This is a genomic window from Bradyrhizobium sp., assembly GCF_030693485.1.
Taxonomy (GTDB): Bacteria; Pseudomonadota; Alphaproteobacteria; order Rhizobiales; family Xanthobacteraceae; genus Bradyrhizobium.
The window spans coordinates 1-21115 of the sequence record NZ_JAUYAN010000244.1; the positions used below are offsets into that span (position 1 = coordinate 1).

The following is a 21115-nucleotide window of genomic DNA, read 5'->3' on the forward strand; positions in this document are numbered from 1 at the left end:
GCCGCCGGGACAGGCGTTACAGTAACCCCACCTACCATGGATACAGCCATGGCTATCTGTTGACATTGACTTTTTCCATGCCACCGCGCGGAAAACTCGCGCAGGAATAAACACTTCCGCTCACTGTTCGTCGTGCTTCCAAAGCCCGACCCAATCCATCCTGTCTTGCCTTAGCTCGCTTATTAACAACGCTCGCTAAAGGACAAGACACCACTGCGCGCCGAATGACCGTGAGTTATCACTACACGGCATCGGCGCTCCGGGAAGGCCGGCTTGGGTCGGCCTTCGACTGCTCGCGAAAGCGAGCAGCGCCGACGAACAGTGAGCGGACATTGCACGATAGAATGTTATGGGACAGTTCTTTTGGTGCGCTTACGGCAGCTCCCTATCGGGCGAACTCCTACAGCATGAGGCACGCCGCCTTTGGATGTTTGTTGCGATGCGGCGCTGCCATGAATGCAGCTGGGACTCATCCGACAATTCGATCCGCATCGGCGCGAGGAGTATTTCACGCCACTCGACATTTCCGACGAGAGGCGGCTTCAACATTTGTTCGTCATTGGCCGGACCGGGACCGGAAAAAGCACCGCGCTAAAGAACTTTATTCTGCAGGATATTGCGTCGGGGGCCGGTTGCGCCTTCTTCGATCCCCACGGCGATGACACGGAACAATTGCTGTCCCTGATCCCGCCGGAACGGCAACGGGATGTGATCCTGTACGACCCGTCGGATTTTGACTTCCCGATCGGTTTCAATCCCCTCCACAACATTCCGGTCCAGCGCCGCCCGTTTGTCGCCTCCGCGGTTGTCGATTGCTTTCGCGCGATCTGGGGCCATTCCTGGGGGCCTCAGGTCGAAATGTTCGTATATGCCGGGGTGGCGGCGTTGCTCGACCGCCAGGACGGCACCCTGCTGGGCCTGAAGTTCTTGCTTACGTCAAGAACCTTCAGGGCCCGCGTTCTTGCCAATGTTTTGGACCCGGCCGTTCGAGACTTTTGGCAGACCGACTTCGAAACTCACATGCCGGAACGCGAGCAACGCGAACGCACACTTTCGACCCTCAACAAGATCGGGGCGCTAATTGCCGACCCAACCATTCGAAACTCAATTGGGCAATCCCGGACCGCGATCGATTTCGGCGAAATCCTGGACCAGGGCAAGATCTTCATCGCGCGGCTGCCACAAGGCGAGTTGGGAATCGAAAAATCGTCCCTCATCGGGGCGCTGTTGCTGTCGAACTTCCACCTTAACGCATTGCGGCGCAAAACCCGAATGCCATTCCATCTCTATCTCGACGAATTTCATCATTTCGGCAACAGCACTGTGATTGAGATGCTGTCCGGGATCAGAAAGTTTGGGGTCTCGCTGACGATTGCCTGCCAGTACCTCGATCAACTCTCCCCCGCCATGAAGGCGGCCGTGCTCGGCACGGTGGGAACGATGCTGGCGTTTCGGACCGGAGCCTTGGACGCCGAAACCCTCACCCCCGAATTCGAACTCGGACGGGACGACACCGCCCTGTCGGCACTGGCGCCGTTTCGGGCTTACGCCCGGACCGACCGGACCACCGAACTTCGGATGCCCCCGATGCCGGAAATCGCGCAGCCAAAAGTTGCCAGGAAAATCCGTAACCGCTGCCGGTCGCAATACGCGCTCCCCCGCGCCGTTATCGACGGGCGGATCGGCCGCTTCATCAAAAACACCGCTTGACGGGCTGAGACGTCCTTTTCATAATTGCAATTTTAGGGAGAGGGGTTTTTTGATGAACCTGATATTGCGACGGGATCAACGGGCAAGTTTGCTGGGTAAGGTAATCTTTCAACTCGACGTTAGAGCTGAGATTACCCAGGAGCAAATGACCAGCATCCAGCGTTACCGGCTCGGCGATGCCGTGCTTTACAGCAAGAGTGAGCTCGTCGACCGCGGATCGGGGCTGCTCGGGCTGGCTTCCCGGCTCGCCTTCAATGCGATGAACATTTCCGTCTCCGTCAGCGATTTGATCAACGGCAAACGCGTCGAATGCAAGGACATCGTCGAGATGCTGGCGGTGGAGGAGCAGATCAAGGAGGCGGCCTTGACCTTCAAGCAGGTCCTCAACGCCGCTGTTCATTTCGGCGGAGAGGAAGTTGTTACCATCTAAACGGCAAAACATCTTCCACTGGGCAATCTCGAACGTTTTCCAATGGACGAACCTGCGCGCCGCCTTCGTCGGTTCGCTGGCCGACCGCGACCGGAACGAGGTTCGGAATCTGCACGAACGGGTATCCCAGGCATACAACGCCTCGCCCTACTCGGAAGAGCTTGCTGAGATCGACTTCGTCCGCGAGTTGGTACAGGACGCATCGTGGCGGGCCGGTCGAGTTCCAAGCATCGCGCTGCGAGAGTCCATGCACGAGGTCGCCTGGCGGCTGTTGATGGAGGAACCCGTCATCTATGGCATGCCCGATCGGCCTGACTTCGATCATCTTTCGATTGCGCAGTTGCTGGAATGGCGCGCCTTCCTTTTGGTCAAAGAGCGGGTCCTGAGCGACCCAAAGTTCTACGTTGGCATCTGGCGCGAGAAGATCATCCGGATCCTCGAAGGGCAAATGAACCATTTTCCGGCTTTTGCCTTCGCCGAATCCGACGAACTCGACCAGCCGGCGCCGTACCTCGTCTCGCTCATCGATGTCTGTGCCCAGCCCGTCGACGCGGTGGAGCGCACGATGGCGACCATGTACGATGACGATGTAACGCGCGCCGGTCTATTCGACCGGGTCCGGCAACGGCTGGACGACAATCTGTTACGGGCATCCGGTTTGACTCGCGTGGAAATGCAGCGGGCACGGTCGCTGGTGACCCCGTCAACAGCCAGGGACATGGTGCCGCGCGAAATAGCGGCAAAGTTCCTGTCTGGGACGCCGTTCGCGGAGTTCTTTACGGCCGACGTGCCGTTTCGAATCCCGGAAAAGTCCCGGTTCGAGCACATGCACATTCTCGCAGGCACCGGCCATGGCAAGACCCAGACCATCCAGCACTTGCTCACCGCCGACATCGACCGGGTCATGCGTGGCGAAGCATCGATCGTCGTGATGGACAGCCAGGGTGACCTGATCCGGACCATCTCGAATTTGAAGGTCTTTGCTGACCATCCCGAGCGGCTGTGCCTTGTCGATCCCCACGACATCGAGCACCCGGTCGCCCTCAATCTGTTCGACATGGGGATGCAACGGCTGGAGCGCTATTCGGCCCTCGACAAGGAACGGCTACGTAACAGTGCCAAGGAGCTGCTGAACTTCGTGCTGAGTTCCCTGCTCGGCAGCGACATGACCAGCAAGCAGGCCACCCTGTTCGACTTCACGCTGGCCCTGATGCTGGAGATTCCGGGCGCTACCATCCACACCTTCCGCGATTTGATGCAGGAGGGCGCGCTGGCCAAGTATAAGCAATATGTTGCGAAGCTGGACGAGACTGCCCAGGACTTCTTCAACCGCGAATTCGACGTCAAGCGCGGTCAGTTCGAGACCACCAAGAAAGAGGTGGTGCGGCGGCTCTACGGCATTTTATCGAATGCGACGTTCCGGCGGATGTTTTCGCATGAGAAGTCCAAACTCGACCTGTTTTCCGAGATGAACTCCGGCAAGGTCATCCTGATCGACACCGCCAAGGACCTGTTGAAGGAGAACGGGACCGAGGTATTTGGCCGCTTCTTTATCGCCTTGATTGCCAACGCGGCGCAGGAGCGCGCGACCTTGCATCCTTCGGAGCGATTGCCGTGCTTCGTCTACATCGACGAATGCCATGACTATATTTCAAGCGACGCCAATGTGACGGCCATTCTCGAGCAGGCCCGCAAGCAGAACGTGGGTCTCATTCTGGCGCACCAGTATTTGTCCCAGATCAGCCAGGGGGTACTTGAGAGCCTGTTTGCCAACACAAGCATAAAGTTCGTCGGTGGCGTATCCGATCGCGACGCCCATGCGATCGCCCGCGAATTGCGGTGCGCGCCGTCCTTCATACAGCAGCAGCCTACCGGGTCTTGGGCGGCCTATGTCAAGAATTTTACTCCGGGCGCTATTTCGCTGAAGATTCCGTTTGGCACCATGGAGGCGCTCGCCAGGATGGAACAGGCAGAGCGTCTTTCGTTGCAGGAACACATGCGTAACCGCTACGCGGCGCTGCCGGCCCCGCCGGTCGTCCAACCGCAGGAACCGGAAATGCTTGCGCAGTCCGAACCCGAACCGGAGCACAACAAGGAGGCTCAGCCGGACGGCCCGCAGCAACAACCGCCCGAGTCCCCCACCGCCGCCAGCAAACAATGGTAGAATTTTTGTCTGGCCGCATCCTGATACGCCCGCGCGCATGGCGATGCATGGCGGCGTACTCCCGACGTTTACACGGGGCGCGGGCGGCGTATCTCGTTATCTATGCAAGCCACCAAGCGACGATCGCGACATCGCCGAACCCCTCGCGGAAAGCTCGCGCGCTTAACGCCGCGGCATTTTCAAATCCTAGAACTGCTGCATCGCTACCGCTTCCTCGACACCAACCACCTTTACGCACTGCTCGGTTCGCGCAACACCAATGTTCGGACCGCGTTGAGCGATCTCTTTCATGAGCATGGATTGCTCAACCGGCTGCCCCAGCGCGCCTTCATGCGCGACCCGCTCTACGACCCGGAAATCTATGAATTGTCCGACGACGGTGCCGCGCTGATTTCACAGCGAAGCGATTCGTCGGAACCGGCAACCTGGTTGAAGCAAGGCCGTTACGGCGCCAAGTCGCTTGCCGCGCACAACCTGACGATCTGCCACACCGTGGCTGCGATCGAGGCTTCGACAAGGACATCCGGACTTCGATTCATCACCTGCACCGAGATTCTGGCGAGGGCGCCCAAGGCCACGCAAGATGCCCGTCAACCGTTTGCCATCCCAGTCTCGATTTCGCATCTGTTTCCGAGCGGCAAGGTGCAGCGGTCAGACAGTCCGATCATTCCAGACGCTGTTTTCGGCTTGCAGTACCCCAACGGCAGCTTTCGCTGCTTTGCGCTAGAGATTGATCGCGGCACCATGCCGCTCACCCGCTCCAATCTCGACGAAACCTCGTATCTCCGGAAGCTGCTGCAGTATCGAGAGGTACTTTCGCGAGGTGGCTATAAGACGCATTTCGGCATGACGGCGACACCGATGCTGCTGCTGACCATTACCACCAACGCCCGCCATCTCGACGGCATCAAGGCCCTGCTGCGTGACCTCGCGGGCGACAACCAATGGAAGCGCGCCTTCCTGTTCAAGGCTGAACCGAGCTTGGGGAGCTTCGAACGCGCCCCTCAACCCGCATTGTCCCTGCTCACCTCGGGCTGGGACCGTGTCGGCAGTCCGCCGTTTTTCATCAACCGCACGGAGAACTGAAATGGAGCTGAGCGAAAGGATCGCGCTGACCAAGGACCTGATTCGGAAGCGCGAGGAGATCGACGAACAATTGACCGCATTGCTGTGCGGGGAAGTGAAGAAGAAGGCCGTCAAATGCAGCAGTTGCGGCGAAACGGGCCATACCGCCCGGAGCTGCCCGGCGCGGGCGACGCCCGAAACGACATAAGGAAAGGGCGCCCCTGTGGGGCGCCCTTGTCGTTCAGGCTTCCGGTTGTTCCGGGACCTCTTCATTCGACAGCGGCGGCAGCAGTACCAGCGCGCCGTCCCAATTCCCGACCGGGATCGAATTGAGCTTCAGGCTAAAACCCTCTTCGCCATTCTTGCGGTGCCACGCATAGCCGAGCGTGACCCAGCGTCCGCGGGCGTTGGGATCGGGCGCACGCACCACGTAGACCGGCTTTCGACGCTCCGTCCCTTGCCGGACGGTGCGGGTAGTTCCTTCGGTGACTGACATCCTGTCTTCCTCCTTCCAATGTGCAGTTCCTCCCTCATGGTACAATGGGAAGCGGCAGTTCATTGGAGGCTATCCCCATGCCGTATGTAGACTATGTCGAGCTGAAATCCCGCATCACCATCCTGCAAGCGGCGCAAATGCTGGCGTTGACGCTCAAAGCCCACGGGGCCCAACACCGCGGCCCCTGCCCGATTTGCAACACGGGCGGTGATCGTGCCCTGGTCATTACACCCGAGCGCGGTCTGTTCTATTGCTTCCCCGCTAAAACTGGCGGGGACCTCATCAAGCTCGTGGCGCATGTGAAATCATGCTCACAGAACGAGGCTGCGCAATTGGTTCAGTCACAGTTCGGAGGAACGGTTCCCACAATCCCGGCCCGCACCCGAGGATCTATACCGAACCATTCTCCGACAGTTCCCCAGAACCAGAAGGCGGGACTCAACCCGCTCCCCTATCTCGAACCGGAGCATCCGGCGATTCAGGCGCTTGGCATCTCGCCGGCAACGGCTGCCGCCTTTGAAAGCGGCTATGCAGGCAAGGGTGTGCTTCGGGGGCGCTACGCGGTGCCGGTGCACGGCAAGGACGGAACGTTGCTGGCCTATGTCGGGGTTGCGGTGTCGAAGGAGCAGTCACCCACTCTGCTCTTTCACAACTTCGACCCCGGTTCGACGATCTTCAACGCCAACCGGCTGGCCGAAGGTGGTGACCTGTTCGTCTGCCGGGACCCGCTCCAGGTGCTGCTGGCGGTGGAAAATGGCGTCGCGCCGGAGAGCGTCGTGGCGTTTCTCACCGACGGGATTGCTGCTCAGCAGCTCGAAATGTTGGCGGCATTGATGGACGAGAAGAAGACCGAACCTGCTCAGTTGTTCTGAGCACCTTGATCTTCGCTTGCGTCGTGCTCTTGCCCCTCATCTTCTGAGGGGCTTTCTTTTGCGTCGGCCGTGGGCGATTGACCTATGGCAATCTGTGGAGGCCCAGAACTCTTCATGTCAGAAGTTCTTAGGCCGTAAGCTGCATGGAGATCGCTCAGGTGTTCCTGACGCTGGCGCTCCGTTCTTTCGGCGGCGGTTTCGCCAAATGTCTCGCGTTGATATTTGTCTATCTTTGCGGCGGCCCGTTCGGCTGACGCCATCATGCGATCTTCTTGCGACATTTGCTCTGCATCGAGGAAAGCTGAAGTCCCGCCGGTCCCGCCCCGGGCCGGGCGTCTTGCCACAACTCCGTCAACCGGACCGAGACAAATGCTCTTGGTATAGACCCGCTTTCCTTGGCGGAAGCTTGTCTGAAGGTAGCGGTAGCGGCGGCCTTTGATCGTTTTGACGACGACGTACATTTGGCTTGCGTACTGTCCTCAAGTGCGAATGCCAACCAACGGTTTCGTGAAGCTTTCACACTGCGTCTCGCTGGCGCGCGTAGGGTTTTCACATAGCGTCAGCGGCAGCGCATCCCCGATGCTCTTAAGACCTCAAGGCCGAACCACAAGGCCGGCTGGCGGGCGAGGGACCTTACGAACCCCGTTGAGAGCTGATGAACCGATGAACCGCAACGTGCGGGCTATTCCAGCTTGCAGAAGAAGAGGTATGCCCTTATTTCGCAATGTCTATGAATGCTATCGCTGCGGTGAGAAAATGGGACGATGTATTGTCAGCACAATGCGACAACGAATGTCCCGATTATGGCGCATGAGATTGCAATCTCGTACAAGTTGGAGGACGAAGATGAAGCCGATTGAGTACGAGTTCACCTGACCAAACAGCTTAAAACTAGGAATTCGCCGGCCCTCGCTTACCGGCTGGGCCCTTTTTTTGGACACGACACATGGTGCAATTTTGGGTAAGAGGTTTTCGTCTGCGTTTCAAGTAGATTTATCTTCTGGTTCCGGCAAAACGAAATACTTCAATCGCCCTCGTTTCAAATTTCGCCTACGGCTCCACACGAAGTTAATTGGCAATATGGCAAGCAGTACACTAGAGCAAAGGAACAGGACCGAAATGGTTGTGCCATTCTTGTCAAACTGGGCGAATGATGAACGAATTGTTCCTACGCTCAAACTCATCAATACAAAGTAGACGATATACCCGAGCCACAACTTCAAGAATCCTACTATTGATTGCATGTGAGACATTATACATCGAAAAAAGATGTTGCTTCGAGCACTTAATCCACCGGTAGCCTCAATTTAGAAACTGATATACAGCGCCGTCAGTGTAACCCTGATCTGCCGCCCAATACGCATTGGAGCTCGGCAATTGATGATACTTTCCAAGTTTCCACGCTTCCATAGAGCGATAGAGCGTCCATTTCGGCCAGCCATAAGTTGAGAAGAATAATCCCTCGTAATAGTAATTCAGATCAGACCCGGTTATGAGCTTTCCCCTAAAGAGGAAAGTTTTTTGATTATTTTCCTCGTTGTGATACTTGCTGTCGAAACTACCGACCAGGGTGAGTACGTCGACAAACAATTGGTAGGCGTCAAGTATTGAATAGTTTGTATTTGCCTGTGCGAATAGCGCATCTAGTAATTTGCGGCCCTCCACCCGAATATCCTCGTCGCTGACCACCGGAAAGATAGACGACTGCTCCGATGCTACAGTTGTTGCAGGCAACACGATTTTCAACCCTGCAGCCTGATTGGTGAGTTGAGCGAACGTGGAAAGGAGTCCGGCCGTTGGATCGGTCGTTTGCGGAGGCACTATCGTGAGATTCGCACCAACGTAAGTGACTGCATAATTCGAATTCGCCAGCGTTCCCTGCGTGATTTGGTATGTGCCAGCCGGACTGCTCGTTGTGGCGTTTGTTGCCAGCGAACCCGATAGAGTGTGGCTTCCAACTAAGCCGAGCCCACCAACGGCATAGGTCAACGCCGGATTGGCCGCTCCAACGGGACGGCTCTGTGCATTTGCAGTTACCGTGATCGGCCGCGGCTGTATGATCAAAGTTGAGCTGAGGAACGTCACGCTGTAGTTTGCCGGCAAAGTTAATGTTCCTGGCGAGATTGAGTATGTTCCTACGTCTTCGCCAGCAACACGGGTCAGAGACCCGCCAAATGTATCACCAGCCGACAGGCCTCCGGACGTGACGTGGTAGGTTAAAACCGGGTCAGCATTGCCATAGATTTTTTGTTCCGGATCGATTGCAATAGTGATTGGGATTAAACCGGGGCGCAACACCGTCGGATTTGGAGCAGGAGGCGGGTTCGCAGCTTGCCACAGAAGGTGGGGGTAGCTGCTATTGACAGCTGCGCTGCTGCCCCACACGGATGGATCGAATCCGACCGGCAGGCCCGATTTAAGCTGGGTGGTTGTCATAGCGGTGCCACCTGCGATGCTGGTTGGTTGTCCGCTCGTCTGCGTGTCCCAATAGCTGTTGGTCGTTGTCCCGCCGTTATTGAAGCCGACCAAGCCTCCAACCAGACTCGCTCCGCTGACAAAACCCGTCGAGTATGATGCGTTGATTGTCGCCCCAACGGGCTGACCATTGTACCCATTCCACCCCACCAGACCACCAACGGCAGTCCCCCCGGTAACGTTCCCGGTGGCATAGGAGTTGCTCAGAACGGCACCCCAAAGGTTAAATCCAACCAACCCACCGACATACCTAGAGCCGGTGCCGCCAAAGACGTTTCCTGTGGCGTAGCTCGCGGTAATCAGATTGGTGGCCCAATATCCATTACTTTGGCCGGCAAAGCCTCCGATAGCTTGCGCATTGTTTCCAGCAATGACGTTGCCCGTGGCATAGCTATTTCGGATGATTGCGGAGTTGTTATCCCCAATCAAGCCACCAATACCGGACGAATTGTCACCGGCTTGGACAACGCCGGTGGCATAGCTATCCCTAATTGTGCCCCCGGCGCTGAGATAATAACCCTGTAAACCTGCGAGTCCGCCGATGCCGCCGGCACTATTACCGGCTGTCACATTCGCGGCAGCATAGCTGTTCGTGATCGTGCCGCCCCAATTCCATCCAACGAGTCCGCCGATATTGAAGGATGAATCTCCCACGCTGACGATGCCGCTCACATTTGAGTTTGAGATGGCACCAAGATTCCACCCGGCGAGCAGACCGAAATTCTGATATTCGGAGCCCCCCGTGAGGCTCCCGACGACGGTTACATTTCGAACTATGGCGCCCGCCCCAATCCAACTGAACAAACCCAAGTTGAATGCACCAGGATTGTTGATAGTGAGGCCGCTGATTGAGTAGCCCATCCCGTCAAATACGCCCAGAAATCTAGCCGGGGTCGCGTTGATACCTATCAAAGGCGAATAAGTTGGTACCGCGCTGTTTGTCGTACTCGCCGACGAATATCCGATTGGCAAGAAGCCCAGTCCGCCATTCCAAGTGGCCGTCTGACCGGCATCGATATCGTTCCCGAGCGCGTATCTCCCGTTCAGATTGTTTTGCACGTTCTGCAGGTCAGACACACTGTTCACCAGCATATAGGCCAACAGTTGCCCGCTCGTCACATTGCCTGAAAAGTTCTCGGTTGGATTTAAATAGCTCGCCGTATTGACAGTGCTGCCGACAGGATTAACGGAGGGATTGTAGTAGATCGAGACAGCCCCCGATGTTGAAATTGATCCAGCACCGCCGAAGCTTACCGTACCGAACCCCGTGCCGGTGTTGTCAGCCCGCAAATTCACTGCGGCACCGCCAGAATTGGAAATACTCGCATCGACAACGATGTCTCTGTGCGCGCTGAGCGTCAGCGCATTCGTGGTGGTCCAATTGATGTTGGAGGCAACCGTGATGTTGCCTGGCTCACTACCCCCTGATCCGGTGGTTACCACCACGTCGCCATTGGCGAGTGCGTTCTGGATCGACGATACGGTGACAACGCCCGGCCCTGCGACCGTCGTGATCAAAGTATCCTGCGGATCAAGCAATAGTGTGCCGTTCGTGCCACGAGGCGCGCCGGTATCGACGAGGCCATTGAACGTCAGCGACTGATGCCCTGATACCTCGACAAATCCACCATTGCCGGACTCCGGACCGCCTTGCGCCCTGATCGTTCCGTAGAACGTGGTAGCCTGATCTGACCACACCACAACCTTGCCGCCGTTGCCGGTGGCTTTGGCCGACACATCAATCGTGGTGGCTGCATCGACACCGACCGTGGATGCCGTCGGCACGCCGAACGATTCCAGCGCGGATGCCGAGGCGTTGGCTACGGCTGCATTGCCCCGGCCTCCCCCGACATCCCCGCCGATCAGAACCCTCCCGCCACCGGTCTGCCCGGAAGCGTCAATCGTCGCGGCAGCCAGTTCAATGTTTTCACCGGTAACGACGATGGTGCCGCCTTGGGTGCCCCCTGATCTGCCGGCTGCCGAGAGCGATCCGGACAGTCTCACGGTTTGTTTCGGCGCCCCCATTGGCTTGGTCGCGCGCGTTGCCGCGCCCAAGACGATCATGCCGTTACGGCTGCCGATCGAATTGGCCTCGATGACACCGCTATTGTTGATGACGGAATCGACCACCAGGCGTGCCGCGGCGGCCGTCAGTTCAACCCTACCGCCATCGGCTTTCAGCTTGCCGTCGTTCCGGACCAGCGCATTGAGCGGCCTGCCGGTCGCGACATCGATCACCCTGGCGGCGATGGAATCATTGACGCCGAGCGTGATCAGGCGGTCGCCATAGAAATCAAGACTGAAATTGTTGCCGGCCGCGAGACCTACCGTGCCGAGATTCGCTGTGATGGTGCCGGTGTTGCGAACCCCTGGCGCCACCAGCGCAGCGAACCCGCCATTCTGCGCGGTAATCGTCCCGAGATTGACGATCGAAGCCTCCGGCCGTCCCGGAGTATTGAATTGATACCGCCCCGCCATAAAGTCGGCGTTGCGGATGTCATTGGTGGTGGCAAGGAAACTGCCGGTATTCACCCTGGAGCCGGCGCCGAACAGAATGCCATCGGGATTGACGAGAAAGATCCGGCCATTCGCGGTCAACGTACCGTCGAGCACGGATGCGCCGAGGCCGCCGGTGACCCGGTTGAGCGTGACCGACGATGAACCCGGCTGAACGAAGCGAGTGGTTTCGCCGCTGCCAATGTTGAACGTGTTCCAGTTGATGATGGCACGGTCGGTCGATTGGGTGACCGTCACCGTGGACGTTCCCTGCCCCTGCACGTTGGCGGTGCCGCCGACCACCTGCGATCCCAACGGATTAGCGGTCGCGGCAAGCCCCCCCAGCGGCATCAGGACCGTGGTTGCGAGCAGCGTATTGCGGAAACGAGCCATCATCATTCCCCCGCTCCTAATACTTTGCCGTGACGGCAAAGAAGAACCGCCAGCCGCGAGGGGGACCCTCAACGCCCTTGGCGACCTGTAGATCGACGTTGAGATAATCGCGATATGCCATGCGAACCCCGCCGCCGACTGAGGCGGCCTCGACTTGGGCCGGCGTGCCTACTGCGGCTGACCGAGTCCAAAGTCGACCCCAATCGGTAAAGCCATAGAGCTGCACCAGTCCACCCTGCGGGACCACGGTCGGAATATCGTAGCGGACCTCGGCAAGCGCCTCAAAGCAACTGTCGCCGAGCAGCTGCGAGGGATCGAAGGCCCGGCCAAAAAACCGGCCGCCATAGCCGCATTGCTCCGGTGATAACAACGGCTGGAACGCATATTGCCCGTAACTCGCCAGATACACTGACACCGGATTGAACAGCGGTTGGGTGCGATTGGCGCTGAATTCGATCTTGCTGAAATCAACCCGCCCCACCGCCCGCGAGGCCAGCGGGTTGCCGTTCACCGTACTGCCGAGGCCCTGGATGCCCTGGCTGAGGGTCAGGTTGAATTGGTTGACGCCGCGCAGTACGTCGGCGATGTCGGCGTCGATCCTGCCGCGCAGGCCACGCAACCGGTCTTCATTGAACGGCAATTCGAGAATGTCGCTGTGATTTTCGCTGGAAAAGACCAGGCCGGAAATCGTCAAATTGCTTTCCCGCGAGCGGATCATCGGATATGACAATCCTGCATCGAAGTAATTTCCCTTGGTGCGGTAGTTCAACAATTCAAGCGCCGCGGTGCCCGGCCGACCGCCGTTGCTGTTGGCACCAGCGAAGAACGTCAGCCCCTCGCTGTTCAGCACCTGCCGATAGTTGAGCGAGTAGTATTGCAACTCGCGCACCGGCTCGACACTCGCCCAGGACAAGGTCAGCGCCTCGTGCTGTCCGAGTAAATTGTTCAGTGTCGTCGCGGCAAGATATTGGATGGGGCCGCGTGCCGGCGTGCCGCGATTATCGACCCTGCCCATGGCGTCAATATGCTTTTCGGTCATCTCCACCACGAGCGTTGACGCTGCTTTATTGGTTTCCGAAGCCTTCAGACTGGTTGCAAATTTCAGACCTGGCAGATCGCCGGCAAGCAGGATGTAACGCTCAATGGTGCGAATATTGACCGGACGATCCGCGGTGATCTTGGCGGTGTAGCTGGTAAAGAAATCGCGGTAGCGTGACAGTTTGCTGGGCCACTCCACTCGGTCCACATAGCCTTCGATGATCTCGATATGGACGATTGCGCCCTTCGGACTCAACTGCTGCGGCGGCACGATCGCGCGCGACAGCACATAGCCGTCATTGCCGTATTTTGCGGTGATGGCTCGGGCCAGATCGTAGATCGCCTGCACCGCAACCTTGTTGCCAAGCAGCGCCTCATAAAGCGGCAAGAAGTCCTTGGCGCTGTAAATCGTCGATCCAGTGATGCGGATGTCGCGCATGATGATCGCCGTGCTCGCAGCGCCGGCCGGCGCAATGGTGCTTGGCAGCGAAATGGCGCCGGGTCCGGGCTGCGCTTGCGGCGCGGGCGGCTGGCTGAATCGCTCACTCTCCCTGCCGGGCCGTTCGCTTGGCGGAATAATCTGCGCCGCAGCCGATGTTGCAAAGAGCACCATGGCCGCCGCGGCAGCGTTCCTACCGACCCACCCGAACACAAACGCCCCCAAAAACGCAATAATCCAGAAGTATTTCTTCAATTATCGCGGGCATTGAACCCGATCCAACGGCCTTGCGCAACCAAAAGTTGGCTAATCTGGAAGCGCAGCTGTCTGCGGAGCGCCGTCAACTGGGCAAGATTCTTCGGGAGCCGCTTGCGATGAAATCAGAACCGAACCGGCCCTGACCGGAAAAAACTTGTGTACCGGCTTATCAAGCCAGACGCAGCCTAGGCGCGTTGCCTTGCGCATGCGCCTGTCTTAATCTGATTGCGGCGGGCCGGGAGAAAAAGTGAGAAGAGTCCTTCGACTTGAACTTGACGGTCGCGCATCCCATATGACAAAATATCCAAGCTATACAAGTAGTTAACCATGAGTTATCGAAACCCACAATTGGCCAAGGGGATGCCGCACCACAGCGCAAAGTTTGCGACGCAAAAGAATTTGACCGCCAGTTGTACGGAAGTCGTCAAAACGTCATCGGTCGGGAGTGTTGCCCGCCGAAAGCGGTTCGATCTTGTTTGGAAGCCGTTGCACCTTGCGAGCTTGTCGGTTCTGAAGCTCCTGCTGCCCGCCGCCGACTTGATAGTCGTCTCGCCCGACCGTTCGAGAACAGTAGTCGGAGCATTATCGAGCGCACCAACAGTCATTCGCTTCAACAATTACTCTTGCTTGCCTAGGATCTTGCTGCGCCCGTTGTACGCGCCGGGATGGCAGTACGTGCATGGCGGATGGGATGTGGAATCCGGTCGCCTAGCTGATGCGTTGGCCATGCTTATCCAACGCGCCAACCGGTTCGAGCGAAAGTCAAGCCTTGGGAGTGTAGTGTTCGGTTTCCGGCGCTTACTCTTCCTGCTCCGGCAGCGATATGGCGTATCGCGGTCCTTTTCAAATGTCGAACAACACTACGACGTCGGAAACGATTTGTTCTCGTCGTTTCTAGATTCAAGAATGGTTTACAGCTGCGCGGACTTCCAGACCGGGGATCTCGCAATCGAGGATGCCCAACGTATCAAATTGGACAAGACGATAGAACGGCTACAGTTGCAGCCTGGTCATCGGCTTCTGGAAATCGGTTCAGGTTGGGGCAGCCTATCATTTCTCGCGGCGACCGAACACAAAGCCAAGGTAACCGCTCTCACTCTTTCGAGGAACCAACTTGAATATTCAAAGAATTTTGCGAAAGAACACGGCGATCCGGATCAGTTGGCTTACTTGCTGGAGGACTACCGTGAACATTTGCGCAGGGACAGCCCGCGATATGATCGCATCGTCAGCGTAGGAATGGCCGAACATGTCGGACTCCGACAGATGGGAGACTATTTTTCAGCGATAAATTGTTTTCTAGAGGCTGGCGGTTTTGCGCTGGTGCATACGATTGTCCGCAAACACCCCGGTGTGACTAATCCGTGGATTGACCGTCACATATTTCCGGGCGGATATATTGCAACCGAGGATGAGATTCTTCGAGCCGCTGCTGCGCACGGCCTTAAAATTTGCGACAGAACCCATCGCTATGACGCGCCCAACTATATACTTACGCTACGTCATTGGGCGCGTCGTTTGAACCGTTCATGGAGCACGCTGCTGAAATATAAATACCCTGAAGAAGTACGTCGCACGTATGATTTCTACTTTGCCGGCTCCGAAGCCGCTTTTCGGCAAAGCGACATGTATGTAATGCAGTTTGTTTTCCGCAAGGCCATTTGAGCAACAAGGAGAGGCTATGTCCTCCGACAGAAAGTTAGAGGTCTCCGACATAAAGTTAGAATTGAAAGAATTTTTGGAACTGATGCGCGTCAAAGTGCCGGAAATGCACAGCCTTCAGGTTCAGTTGGTCAGAATAATATTACCTTTTCTCGTTTTGAGCATCGTCTATTTTGTGATGATATACGATGGTATTCAGCCAGCGCCCCTTGATGCCCTGGCGGGCGCCCATAGTGCAATTTCCGTACGAATATTCGACAACGCAGTAAGCCTTCCAAGAACGTGGGTACTACTCGCGGCAATACTGTTGTTATTTTTTTACTTTATGCGATTTGGTTATCTTTATTATCAAGGAACCAAGGACATCGTCAGCATCCAGAACATTATTGACAGCGTCGCTCGATCCAATCCAGACGCGCCTCCTGACTCACATCATAATGACGTACGCGAAGCTTTGATGCAGTTCTGTAAGTCTAACTACATCGTCCAATCGGTGGTTGTTTTTCTGTACCCAGCTTCCCACACCGTGGGGGGACCACTTGGGTTCAGAAGCATGCTCGATTTAAGGCGTCTCAAGATTGACAATGGACCTTTGGCCGGCATGTCAGGGACTCGGATTGCGTCGATAAGAGCACTTATGCTTGCGATGATTTTCTTGTTCGTCTGGTTTATTGCCGTTACGCAATTTTCACTCTTGATAGGTTTCCTGCACTTTACAGGGAGACTGACAGCAGTCTTCGTTTTCATTGCGTTCACAGCTTACTACGTATTCTTTCTTTCCTTCATTTGGGATCGATACTTTTTCATTAAACCTGAACCGTACTGCTTGGTGCTGAATTGGTTTTTCACCGCCTCCATTGGATGGTCGATTTTGTCGAATGCCTGGCTCATCTACAACAACCCTAGCCCAAACCTACAGAAGTGCGCACTCACCATAAATTACGTCGCATCGGTTTCATATCCCGCCCAGTTCGCCTTCGCACCTTGGCTCAAGGAACCCGCGCCGACATCAGGATCAACTGACGTCAAAGAAGCAAACTCTGCCCTGAAGACGGAACAAACCTCACGTTTGGAAAAATGCAAAATCAATTAAGTCCCAACCGTCCGATGACATGACTACCGATGGATGAGAACCGAACCAGCCCTAACTGGGAACCAAAAATCGCGTGAGTAACGCTGTGAGTACCCGCTCGGAAGGCTTCCAGAACCCCTTATTTGACGGCGTTATTCGTCGGTGTTCGATTCCGGCCAGGGCACCAGACTGCTTTTTGCCAGCGAATTAGGTGCACTGTCACCGTCATGCGTAATAGCAGTCAGCTTCCCTGCGAGTAAACCTGTGTAGATCGCTGCTTTACAGCCGGAGACGTGACAACTCATTTAGTGCACTGTCACCATAGCTACAAAAGGCCCTCTGAACAAAACGGCCGCAACGGGCTGGAATTCGGATGTTGGTGGCCGCCCAGGGAAGAATGAAATGACCCGACGCAAGGCAATCCCGTCCAAGAGAATCTCGTTCTTGTTTCTGACGATACTCGGCCTTTCTTTCCTGGCTACGACCGGCAGTGAAGCGCGAGAAAAGGTCTATTATCAAGCTACGTGTGTAACAGGCAGGGGAAACTTGCCGTCAGGAGCGGCTGCGCCGGACTACTGCACGTGTGCAGGAGCTACCGCATGTGTCGGCTGCTCGTCCTTTACGTGCTCGCGTTGGGCCATCATTAAAAATGAGGGCAAAAAGACGTCAACAAAGGCGCAATAGGGTGCGAGCTGTTTGATGGCGGGCATTGGGGCATTGTCCCGGAACTGAGAATTCATGATACAATTCGGCTATCGACTCCCGGCAAAGCCCTTCTAACCGCTCCACCCCCGCGATGCCTCGAACATCGCCATCGCCGGCGCGGTCGGCGGCAGCGTGTCGGCGACGATCAATTTGATCTCCTTGGCGAGGTCGACGCCTTCGATACGGAGTGCGACGAGGCGCCGAGCGGCAACTTCGTCGGCGACCGAGGATTCCATCACGATCGACGCGCCATCGCCGGCGCGGACCGCGCGCTTGACGGCCTCGGTGCTGCCGAAGCCGTTGACGACCGAGAGGGTGCTGGCGGATGGTCCGAGCCGGCTGCGCAGGAGATGCCCGGTGCCGGTGCCGGATTCACCGCCGAGCAGCGGCTCGCCTTGCAGCTCGGCGACGGACAGCGAGCCACGCCCGGCCCAGCGATGATCGGGTGCGACGATGACGACCAGCGGCTCGCGCGCGATGGTGCGCGCGGCAAAGCCTTCCCTTCCGTCCCACCATTCCATGGCGGCGAGATCGGCTTCGCCGCGTTCCAGCCGGGCGATGACATCGCCGTTCGATCCGATCCATTGCTCCACCGGGATGCCGGCGCTGCGCTGGAAGGCGGCCAGATGCGGCTGCAGCAGATAGGTGCCGACATTGCTCGATGCCGCCACGCGCAGCGTCGGGAGCTGGACGAGGCCGCGCACGCGCGCGGCGGTTTCGACCAGCGAACGCGCCAACGGCAGGAAGCGCGCGCCCTGGTCGGTCAGCATGGCGCCGCCGCGCCGGCGCAGTACCAGCGGCGCGGCCAAGACCTCTTCGAGCTGGCGGATGTGATCCACGATGGTCGACGGCGCCAGATCGAGCTGGCGCGCGGCGGCACGGATGCCGCGGGCGGCGATCACCGTGAGGAAGGTTCGAGCGTGGGTCAGGTTCAGCATTTCATCCGGTCAATGCTGCGGTCTTCATGTTCGGTGTTTTGACGAGTCCGGCGGGCAACCGGCCTGCCAGGGCTTGCAGGATGCTTGATGCGGCGGACAGTTCGATCTGGCGCCGCGCGGATGTCACCGCCGATCCGATATGCGGCGTCAGCACGGTTCGCGCCCCCGGCGCGGTCAGTCTCGCATCGATCGACATCGGCCGGTGCGGCCGCGCCAAGTCCTCACATTCGAACACGTCGGCGGCGTAGCCGCCGAGATGGCCGCTCTCCAGCGCATCGGCTACCGCGGCTTCATCGACCAGCGAGCCGCGCGCGGGGTTGACCAGCAGCGCCCCCGGCCGCATCCGGCCGATGGCGGCCGCATCGATCAAGCTGGTGGTGCTCTCCGTCAGCGGCAAGCCCAGCACCACGAAATCCGACAGCTTCAAGACGTCATCGAATGCCACCCGCTCGACGCCGGCACCCTCATCGAAGGGGTTCGTGTCAAAGGCGACGATGCGGCAGCCGAACCCGCGCAGCCGACGCGCGATGGCCTGGCCGACCAGACCGAACCCGACGATCCCGACCGTCGAATGGCCGATTCCCGTTCCGTACAATTGAGGTCGCCAGCCCGCAAAACCCTGATGGCGGATGCCGGCATCGCCGCGCGGGATGTGCCGCCCGAGCGCGATCATCAATCCGATCGCCAGTTCCGCGGTCGGCACGGTCAGCAGGTCCGGCACGATGGTGACCTGGACGCCGCGTTCGCGCGCGGCATCGACATCGATATTGTCATAGCCTTTCAGCGCGGCACCGATGACTTTCAATCGTGGGCATCGTTCGAGAAAGGCCCGGTCGATCCGGTCGGTCATGAACGCCATGAGGCCGTTGGCCTCCCGGCACCGTTCGATCACTTCGTCCCGGCTCCAGGGTTCGGAATCCTCGTTCGCGACGACACGGGCAACGCGTTCGAGCGCGGCGCGCGTCTCCGGGAAAACCCGGCTGGTCAGGACAATGAGGGGCGATTGCGTCATCGGTGCACCGTTACTTGAGCGATTTACGCAAGTATGCGCCGACGCTGTCGACCATCACGACACAGGCGAGGATCGAGAGCAGGATGGCCGATACCTGGTCGTAATTCAAGAGCCGCAGCGCCGCGATCAATTCGAAGCCGATGCCGCCGGCGCCGACGATGCCGAGCACGGCGGAGGCGCGGAAATGGTATTCCCAGCGGTAGATCGTGACGTCGGTCAACTGCGGCAGCACCTGCGGCAACACCGCGTGCATGATGACCTGCATCGGCGTCGCACCGGCGGCGCGCGCCGCTTCCAGCGGCTTGGGATCGACATGCTCGATCGCCTCCGCGTAGAACTTTCCGACCATGCCGATCGAATGCAGCGCCAGCGCGAGAACTCCCGGCAGCGCGCCGAAGCCGACCGCGGCTACGAACAGCACACCGAGGATGATCTCCGGAACCGAACGCAGGAAGGCGAGCAAGGTGCGCACCGCCAGATAGACCGCCGGATGCGGGCTGGTATTGGGCGCGGCGAGCAGCGCCAGCGGCAGCGAGAACAGCACGGCGAGCGCGGTGCCCGCGATCGACATCGCCAGCGTGTCCAGCAGCGGCCGCAGCCATGTCTGCCAGCGGCCGAAATCGGGCGGCACCATTTCCGAGGCCAGCGTGGAGATCGCGGGCCCGCTCTCGATGAAGCGCTGCGCGTCGAAGAAGCCGGTTGCCGCGAGCGCGGCGACGCAGGCGGCGACGATCAGGCCAACCAGCCCCGCACCGCGCAGGGTGGAGCGTCTCTGGTCGGCGAGAATGACGTCAAAGGCTGGCGAAGCGGATTTCATCACAGCCTGGCGATGTCGAGTTGCAGCACCTTCGCCATGTCGCGCAGCACGTCGTAATCCTTGTCGGTTGCCGCCGCGATGGCCTCGACGCGGAACAGCTTCAGAATCACCGGATCCTTGAGATCGAGGAATGCCTTCCTGATCGCGTCCTTCAGTTCGGGCTTCAGAAAGCCCTGCAGCGTGATCGGATAATTCGGAATCGGATCGGACAGCGCGATCTGCCTGAGTTTTGTCGCATCGACCTTCTTGCTCTCGACCAGGATTCGGTAGATCGATTCGGACAACGCTCCGGCGGGGACCTGCCCGGCGGCGACGGCGCGTGCGACCGCATCGTGCTGGCCGAGATGGACGACCTTGTAGTCGGCATCGCCGATCAGTCCCTGCTTGGCGAGCAGCGCACGCGGCGCGAGGTGGCTCGACGTCGAGGCCCGGTCGCCGAACGCGAACGGCTTGCCCTTGATGTCGGCGATTTCCTTCACCGGCCCGTCCGCGGTGGCGATCAGGATCGACTGGTAATTTGGCTTGCCCTTTTCGACGCCGACACCGAACGGCTCGATTTCGGTCGCTTTCGACTTGGCGAGTACATAGGAGAACGGGCCGAAATATCCGACCTCGATCCGCCCGAACCGCATCGCCTCGATCATCGAGGAGTAATCGGTGGTCACGATGATCTCGACCGGCTTCTTGAGCACGCCCTCGAGATAGACCTTCAACGGCTGCGCGTTCTGAATGATGGTCGCGGCATTCTCGTCGGGCAGCAGCGCGATACGCAGCTTTTCCGGATTGGTCTTGTCTGCCCATGCCGGGCCAGTGAGCGCGCAAAGGCCGGTCGCGACCGATGCCAAGAGGAAATCACGGCGTAACATCATGTAGTCTCTCCTGTTGAAGGGTTCGATCAGGCCGCTTGCGCCAGGCGCTGGCGTTCCGTCGCGTAGATGTGATCGAGCGTGTGCGACCCGAGCTGATCGGGCGCGCCGTCGAAGACGATGCGCCCCTGGGCGAGGCCGATAATGTGATCGGCGAACTGGCGGGCCAGATCGACCTGATGCAGGCTGACGATCGCGGTGATGCCG

The 21115-nt window shown here is 58.3% G+C and carries 16 protein-coding genes and 1 pseudogene; 8 read left to right on the forward strand and 9 right to left on the reverse strand.

What is annotated here, in order from left to right; genetic code table 11:
• Window positions 1-456 precede the first annotated feature (456 nt).
• The 5 genes from Q8N40_RS17885 to Q8N40_RS17905 all read left to right on the forward strand — a co-directional run bounded on the left by Q8N40_RS17885 (window position 457) and on the right by Q8N40_RS17905 (window position 5577).
• Window positions 457-1710, forward strand: a complete 1254-nt coding sequence (locus Q8N40_RS17885) for a type IV secretory system conjugative DNA transfer family protein (protein WP_305712755.1) — start codon at window positions 457-459, stop codon at window positions 1708-1710.
• A gap of 52 nt (window positions 1711-1762) precedes the next feature.
• Entirely contained in the window at window positions 1763-2140 is a 378-nt protein-coding gene (locus Q8N40_RS17890; RefSeq protein WP_305712756.1) for a hypothetical protein, read from the forward strand.
• A complete protein-coding gene (locus tag Q8N40_RS17895) occupies window positions 2127-4304 on the forward strand; it encodes a helicase HerA domain-containing protein (RefSeq protein ID WP_305712757.1) in 2178 nt (725 codons plus the stop codon). Before Q8N40_RS17890 ends, Q8N40_RS17895 begins: the two co-directional genes overlap by 14 nt.
• Window positions 4305-4406: 102 nt before the next feature.
• Window positions 4407-5390: a replication-relaxation family protein gene (locus tag Q8N40_RS17900; protein ID WP_305712758.1), complete on the forward strand. Its 984-nt coding sequence runs from the start codon at window positions 4407-4409 to the stop codon at window positions 5388-5390.
• 1 nt (window position 5391) lies between these two features.
• A complete protein-coding gene (locus Q8N40_RS17905; RefSeq protein WP_305712759.1) occupies window positions 5392-5577 on the forward strand; it encodes a hypothetical protein in 186 nt (61 codons plus the stop codon).
• Between the two features lie 33 nt (window positions 5578-5610).
• Here Q8N40_RS17905 and Q8N40_RS17910 read toward each other — a convergent pair whose 3' ends face one another.
• Complete coding sequence (locus Q8N40_RS17910; protein WP_305712760.1) at window positions 5611-5865, reverse strand: hypothetical protein; 255 nt, start codon at window positions 5863-5865, stop codon at window positions 5611-5613.
• Between the two features lie 77 nt (window positions 5866-5942).
• On the opposite strand from Q8N40_RS17910, the gene Q8N40_RS17915 reads away from it, so the two are divergent.
• The gene (locus tag Q8N40_RS17915) at window positions 5943-6737 is read left to right on the forward strand and encodes a CHC2 zinc finger domain-containing protein (RefSeq protein ID WP_305712761.1); all 795 of its coding nucleotides are present in this window, start codon (window positions 5943-5945) and stop codon (window positions 6735-6737) included.
• Here Q8N40_RS17915 and Q8N40_RS17920 read toward each other — a convergent pair.
• From Q8N40_RS17920 to Q8N40_RS17930, 3 genes are all read right to left on the reverse strand, one after another.
• Window positions 6725-7198 carry a hypothetical protein gene (locus tag Q8N40_RS17920; protein WP_305712762.1) on the reverse strand — a complete coding sequence of 158 codons (474 nt, stop codon included), beginning with the start codon at window positions 7196-7198 and terminating at the stop codon, window positions 6725-6727. The genes Q8N40_RS17915 and Q8N40_RS17920 overlap by 13 nt on opposite strands.
• 841 nt (window positions 7199-8039) lie before the next feature.
• Window positions 8040-12107 carry an S-layer family protein gene (locus Q8N40_RS17925; protein ID WP_305712763.1) on the reverse strand — a complete coding sequence of 1356 codons (4068 nt, stop codon included), beginning with the start codon at window positions 12105-12107 and terminating at the stop codon, window positions 8040-8042.
• Between the two features lie 10 nt (window positions 12108-12117).
• Window positions 12118-13833: a ShlB/FhaC/HecB family hemolysin secretion/activation protein gene (locus tag Q8N40_RS17930; RefSeq protein ID WP_305712764.1), complete on the reverse strand. Its 1716-nt coding sequence runs from the start codon at window positions 13831-13833 to the stop codon at window positions 12118-12120.
• Window positions 13834-14163: 330 nt separating this feature from the next.
• On the opposite strand from Q8N40_RS17930, the gene Q8N40_RS17935 reads away from it, so the two are divergent.
• Together Q8N40_RS17935 and Q8N40_RS17940 are read left to right on the forward strand one after the other, a co-directional pair.
• A complete protein-coding gene (locus tag Q8N40_RS17935) occupies window positions 14164-15501 on the forward strand; it encodes a cyclopropane-fatty-acyl-phospholipid synthase family protein (protein WP_305712765.1) in 1338 nt (445 codons plus the stop codon).
• A gap of 16 nt (window positions 15502-15517) precedes the next feature.
• Entirely contained in the window at window positions 15518-16591 is a 1074-nt protein-coding gene (locus tag Q8N40_RS17940) for a hypothetical protein (protein WP_305712766.1), read from the forward strand.
• A 755-nt stretch (window positions 16592-17346) separates the two neighbouring features.
• Here the strand turns inward: Q8N40_RS17940 and Q8N40_RS17945 are convergent.
• The 5 genes and pseudogenes from Q8N40_RS17945 to Q8N40_RS17965 form a co-directional block, all read right to left on the reverse strand.
• Complete coding sequence (locus Q8N40_RS17945) at window positions 17347-18213, reverse strand: LysR substrate-binding domain-containing protein (protein ID WP_305712767.1); 867 nt, start codon at window positions 18211-18213, stop codon at window positions 17347-17349.
• Between the two features lies 1 nt (window position 18214).
• Entirely contained in the window at window positions 18215-19225 is a 1011-nt protein-coding gene (locus Q8N40_RS17950) for an NAD(P)-dependent oxidoreductase (RefSeq protein ID WP_305320630.1), read from the reverse strand.
• A gap of 10 nt (window positions 19226-19235) precedes the next feature.
• Complete coding sequence (phnE, locus tag Q8N40_RS17955) at window positions 19236-20042, reverse strand: phosphonate ABC transporter, permease protein PhnE (protein WP_305712768.1); 807 nt, start codon at window positions 20040-20042, stop codon at window positions 19236-19238.
• On the reverse strand, window positions 20042-20911 hold the full coding sequence (gene phnD, locus Q8N40_RS17960; protein WP_305712769.1) for a phosphate/phosphite/phosphonate ABC transporter substrate-binding protein: 870 nt from the start codon (window positions 20909-20911) through the stop codon (window positions 20042-20044). Before phnD ends, phnE begins: the two co-directional genes overlap by 1 nt.
• 26 nt (window positions 20912-20937) lie before the next feature.
• A pseudogene (locus Q8N40_RS17965) lies at window positions 20938-21115 on the reverse strand (phosphonate ABC transporter ATP-binding protein); the annotation flags it as partial.

Bases quoted from the DNA above. Each gene is read 5' to 3' on its own strand.
- Q8N40_RS17885 (WP_305712755.1), top strand. From the start codon at position 457: ATGCAGCTGGGACTCATCCGACAATTCGATCCGCATCGGCGCGAGGAG.
- Q8N40_RS17940 (WP_305712766.1), top strand. From the start codon at position 15,518: ATGTCCTCCGACAGAAAGTTAGAGGTCTCCGACATAAAGTTAGAATTG.
- phnE (WP_305712768.1), bottom strand. From the start codon at position 20,042: ATGAAATCCGCTTCGCCAGCCTTTGACGTCATTCTCGCCGACCAGAGA.
- Q8N40_RS17945 (WP_305712767.1), bottom strand. From the start codon at position 18,213: ATGCTGAACCTGACCCACGCTCGAACCTTCCTCACGGTGATCGCCGCC.
- Q8N40_RS17900 (WP_305712758.1), top strand. From the start codon at position 4,407: ATGCAAGCCACCAAGCGACGATCGCGACATCGCCGAACCCCTCGCGGA.
- Q8N40_RS17890 (WP_305712756.1), top strand. From the start codon at position 1,763: ATGAACCTGATATTGCGACGGGATCAACGGGCAAGTTTGCTGGGTAAG.
- phnD (WP_305712769.1), bottom strand. From the start codon at position 20,911: ATGATGTTACGCCGTGATTTCCTCTTGGCATCGGTCGCGACCGGCCTT.
- Q8N40_RS17935 (WP_305712765.1), top strand. From the start codon at position 14,164: ATGAGTTATCGAAACCCACAATTGGCCAAGGGGATGCCGCACCACAGC.
- Q8N40_RS17950 (WP_305320630.1), bottom strand. From the start codon at position 19,225: ATGACGCAATCGCCCCTCATTGTCCTGACCAGCCGGGTTTTCCCGGAG.
- Q8N40_RS17910 (WP_305712760.1), bottom strand. From the start codon at position 5,865: ATGTCAGTCACCGAAGGAACTACCCGCACCGTCCGGCAAGGGACGGAG.
- Q8N40_RS17915 (WP_305712761.1), top strand. From the start codon at position 5,943: ATGCCGTATGTAGACTATGTCGAGCTGAAATCCCGCATCACCATCCTG.
- Q8N40_RS17920 (WP_305712762.1), bottom strand. From the start codon at position 7,198: ATGTACGTCGTCGTCAAAACGATCAAAGGCCGCCGCTACCGCTACCTT.
- Q8N40_RS17905 (WP_305712759.1), top strand. From the start codon at position 5,392: ATGGAGCTGAGCGAAAGGATCGCGCTGACCAAGGACCTGATTCGGAAG.
- Q8N40_RS17925 (WP_305712763.1), bottom strand. From the start codon at position 12,107: ATGATGATGGCTCGTTTCCGCAATACGCTGCTCGCAACCACGGTCCTG.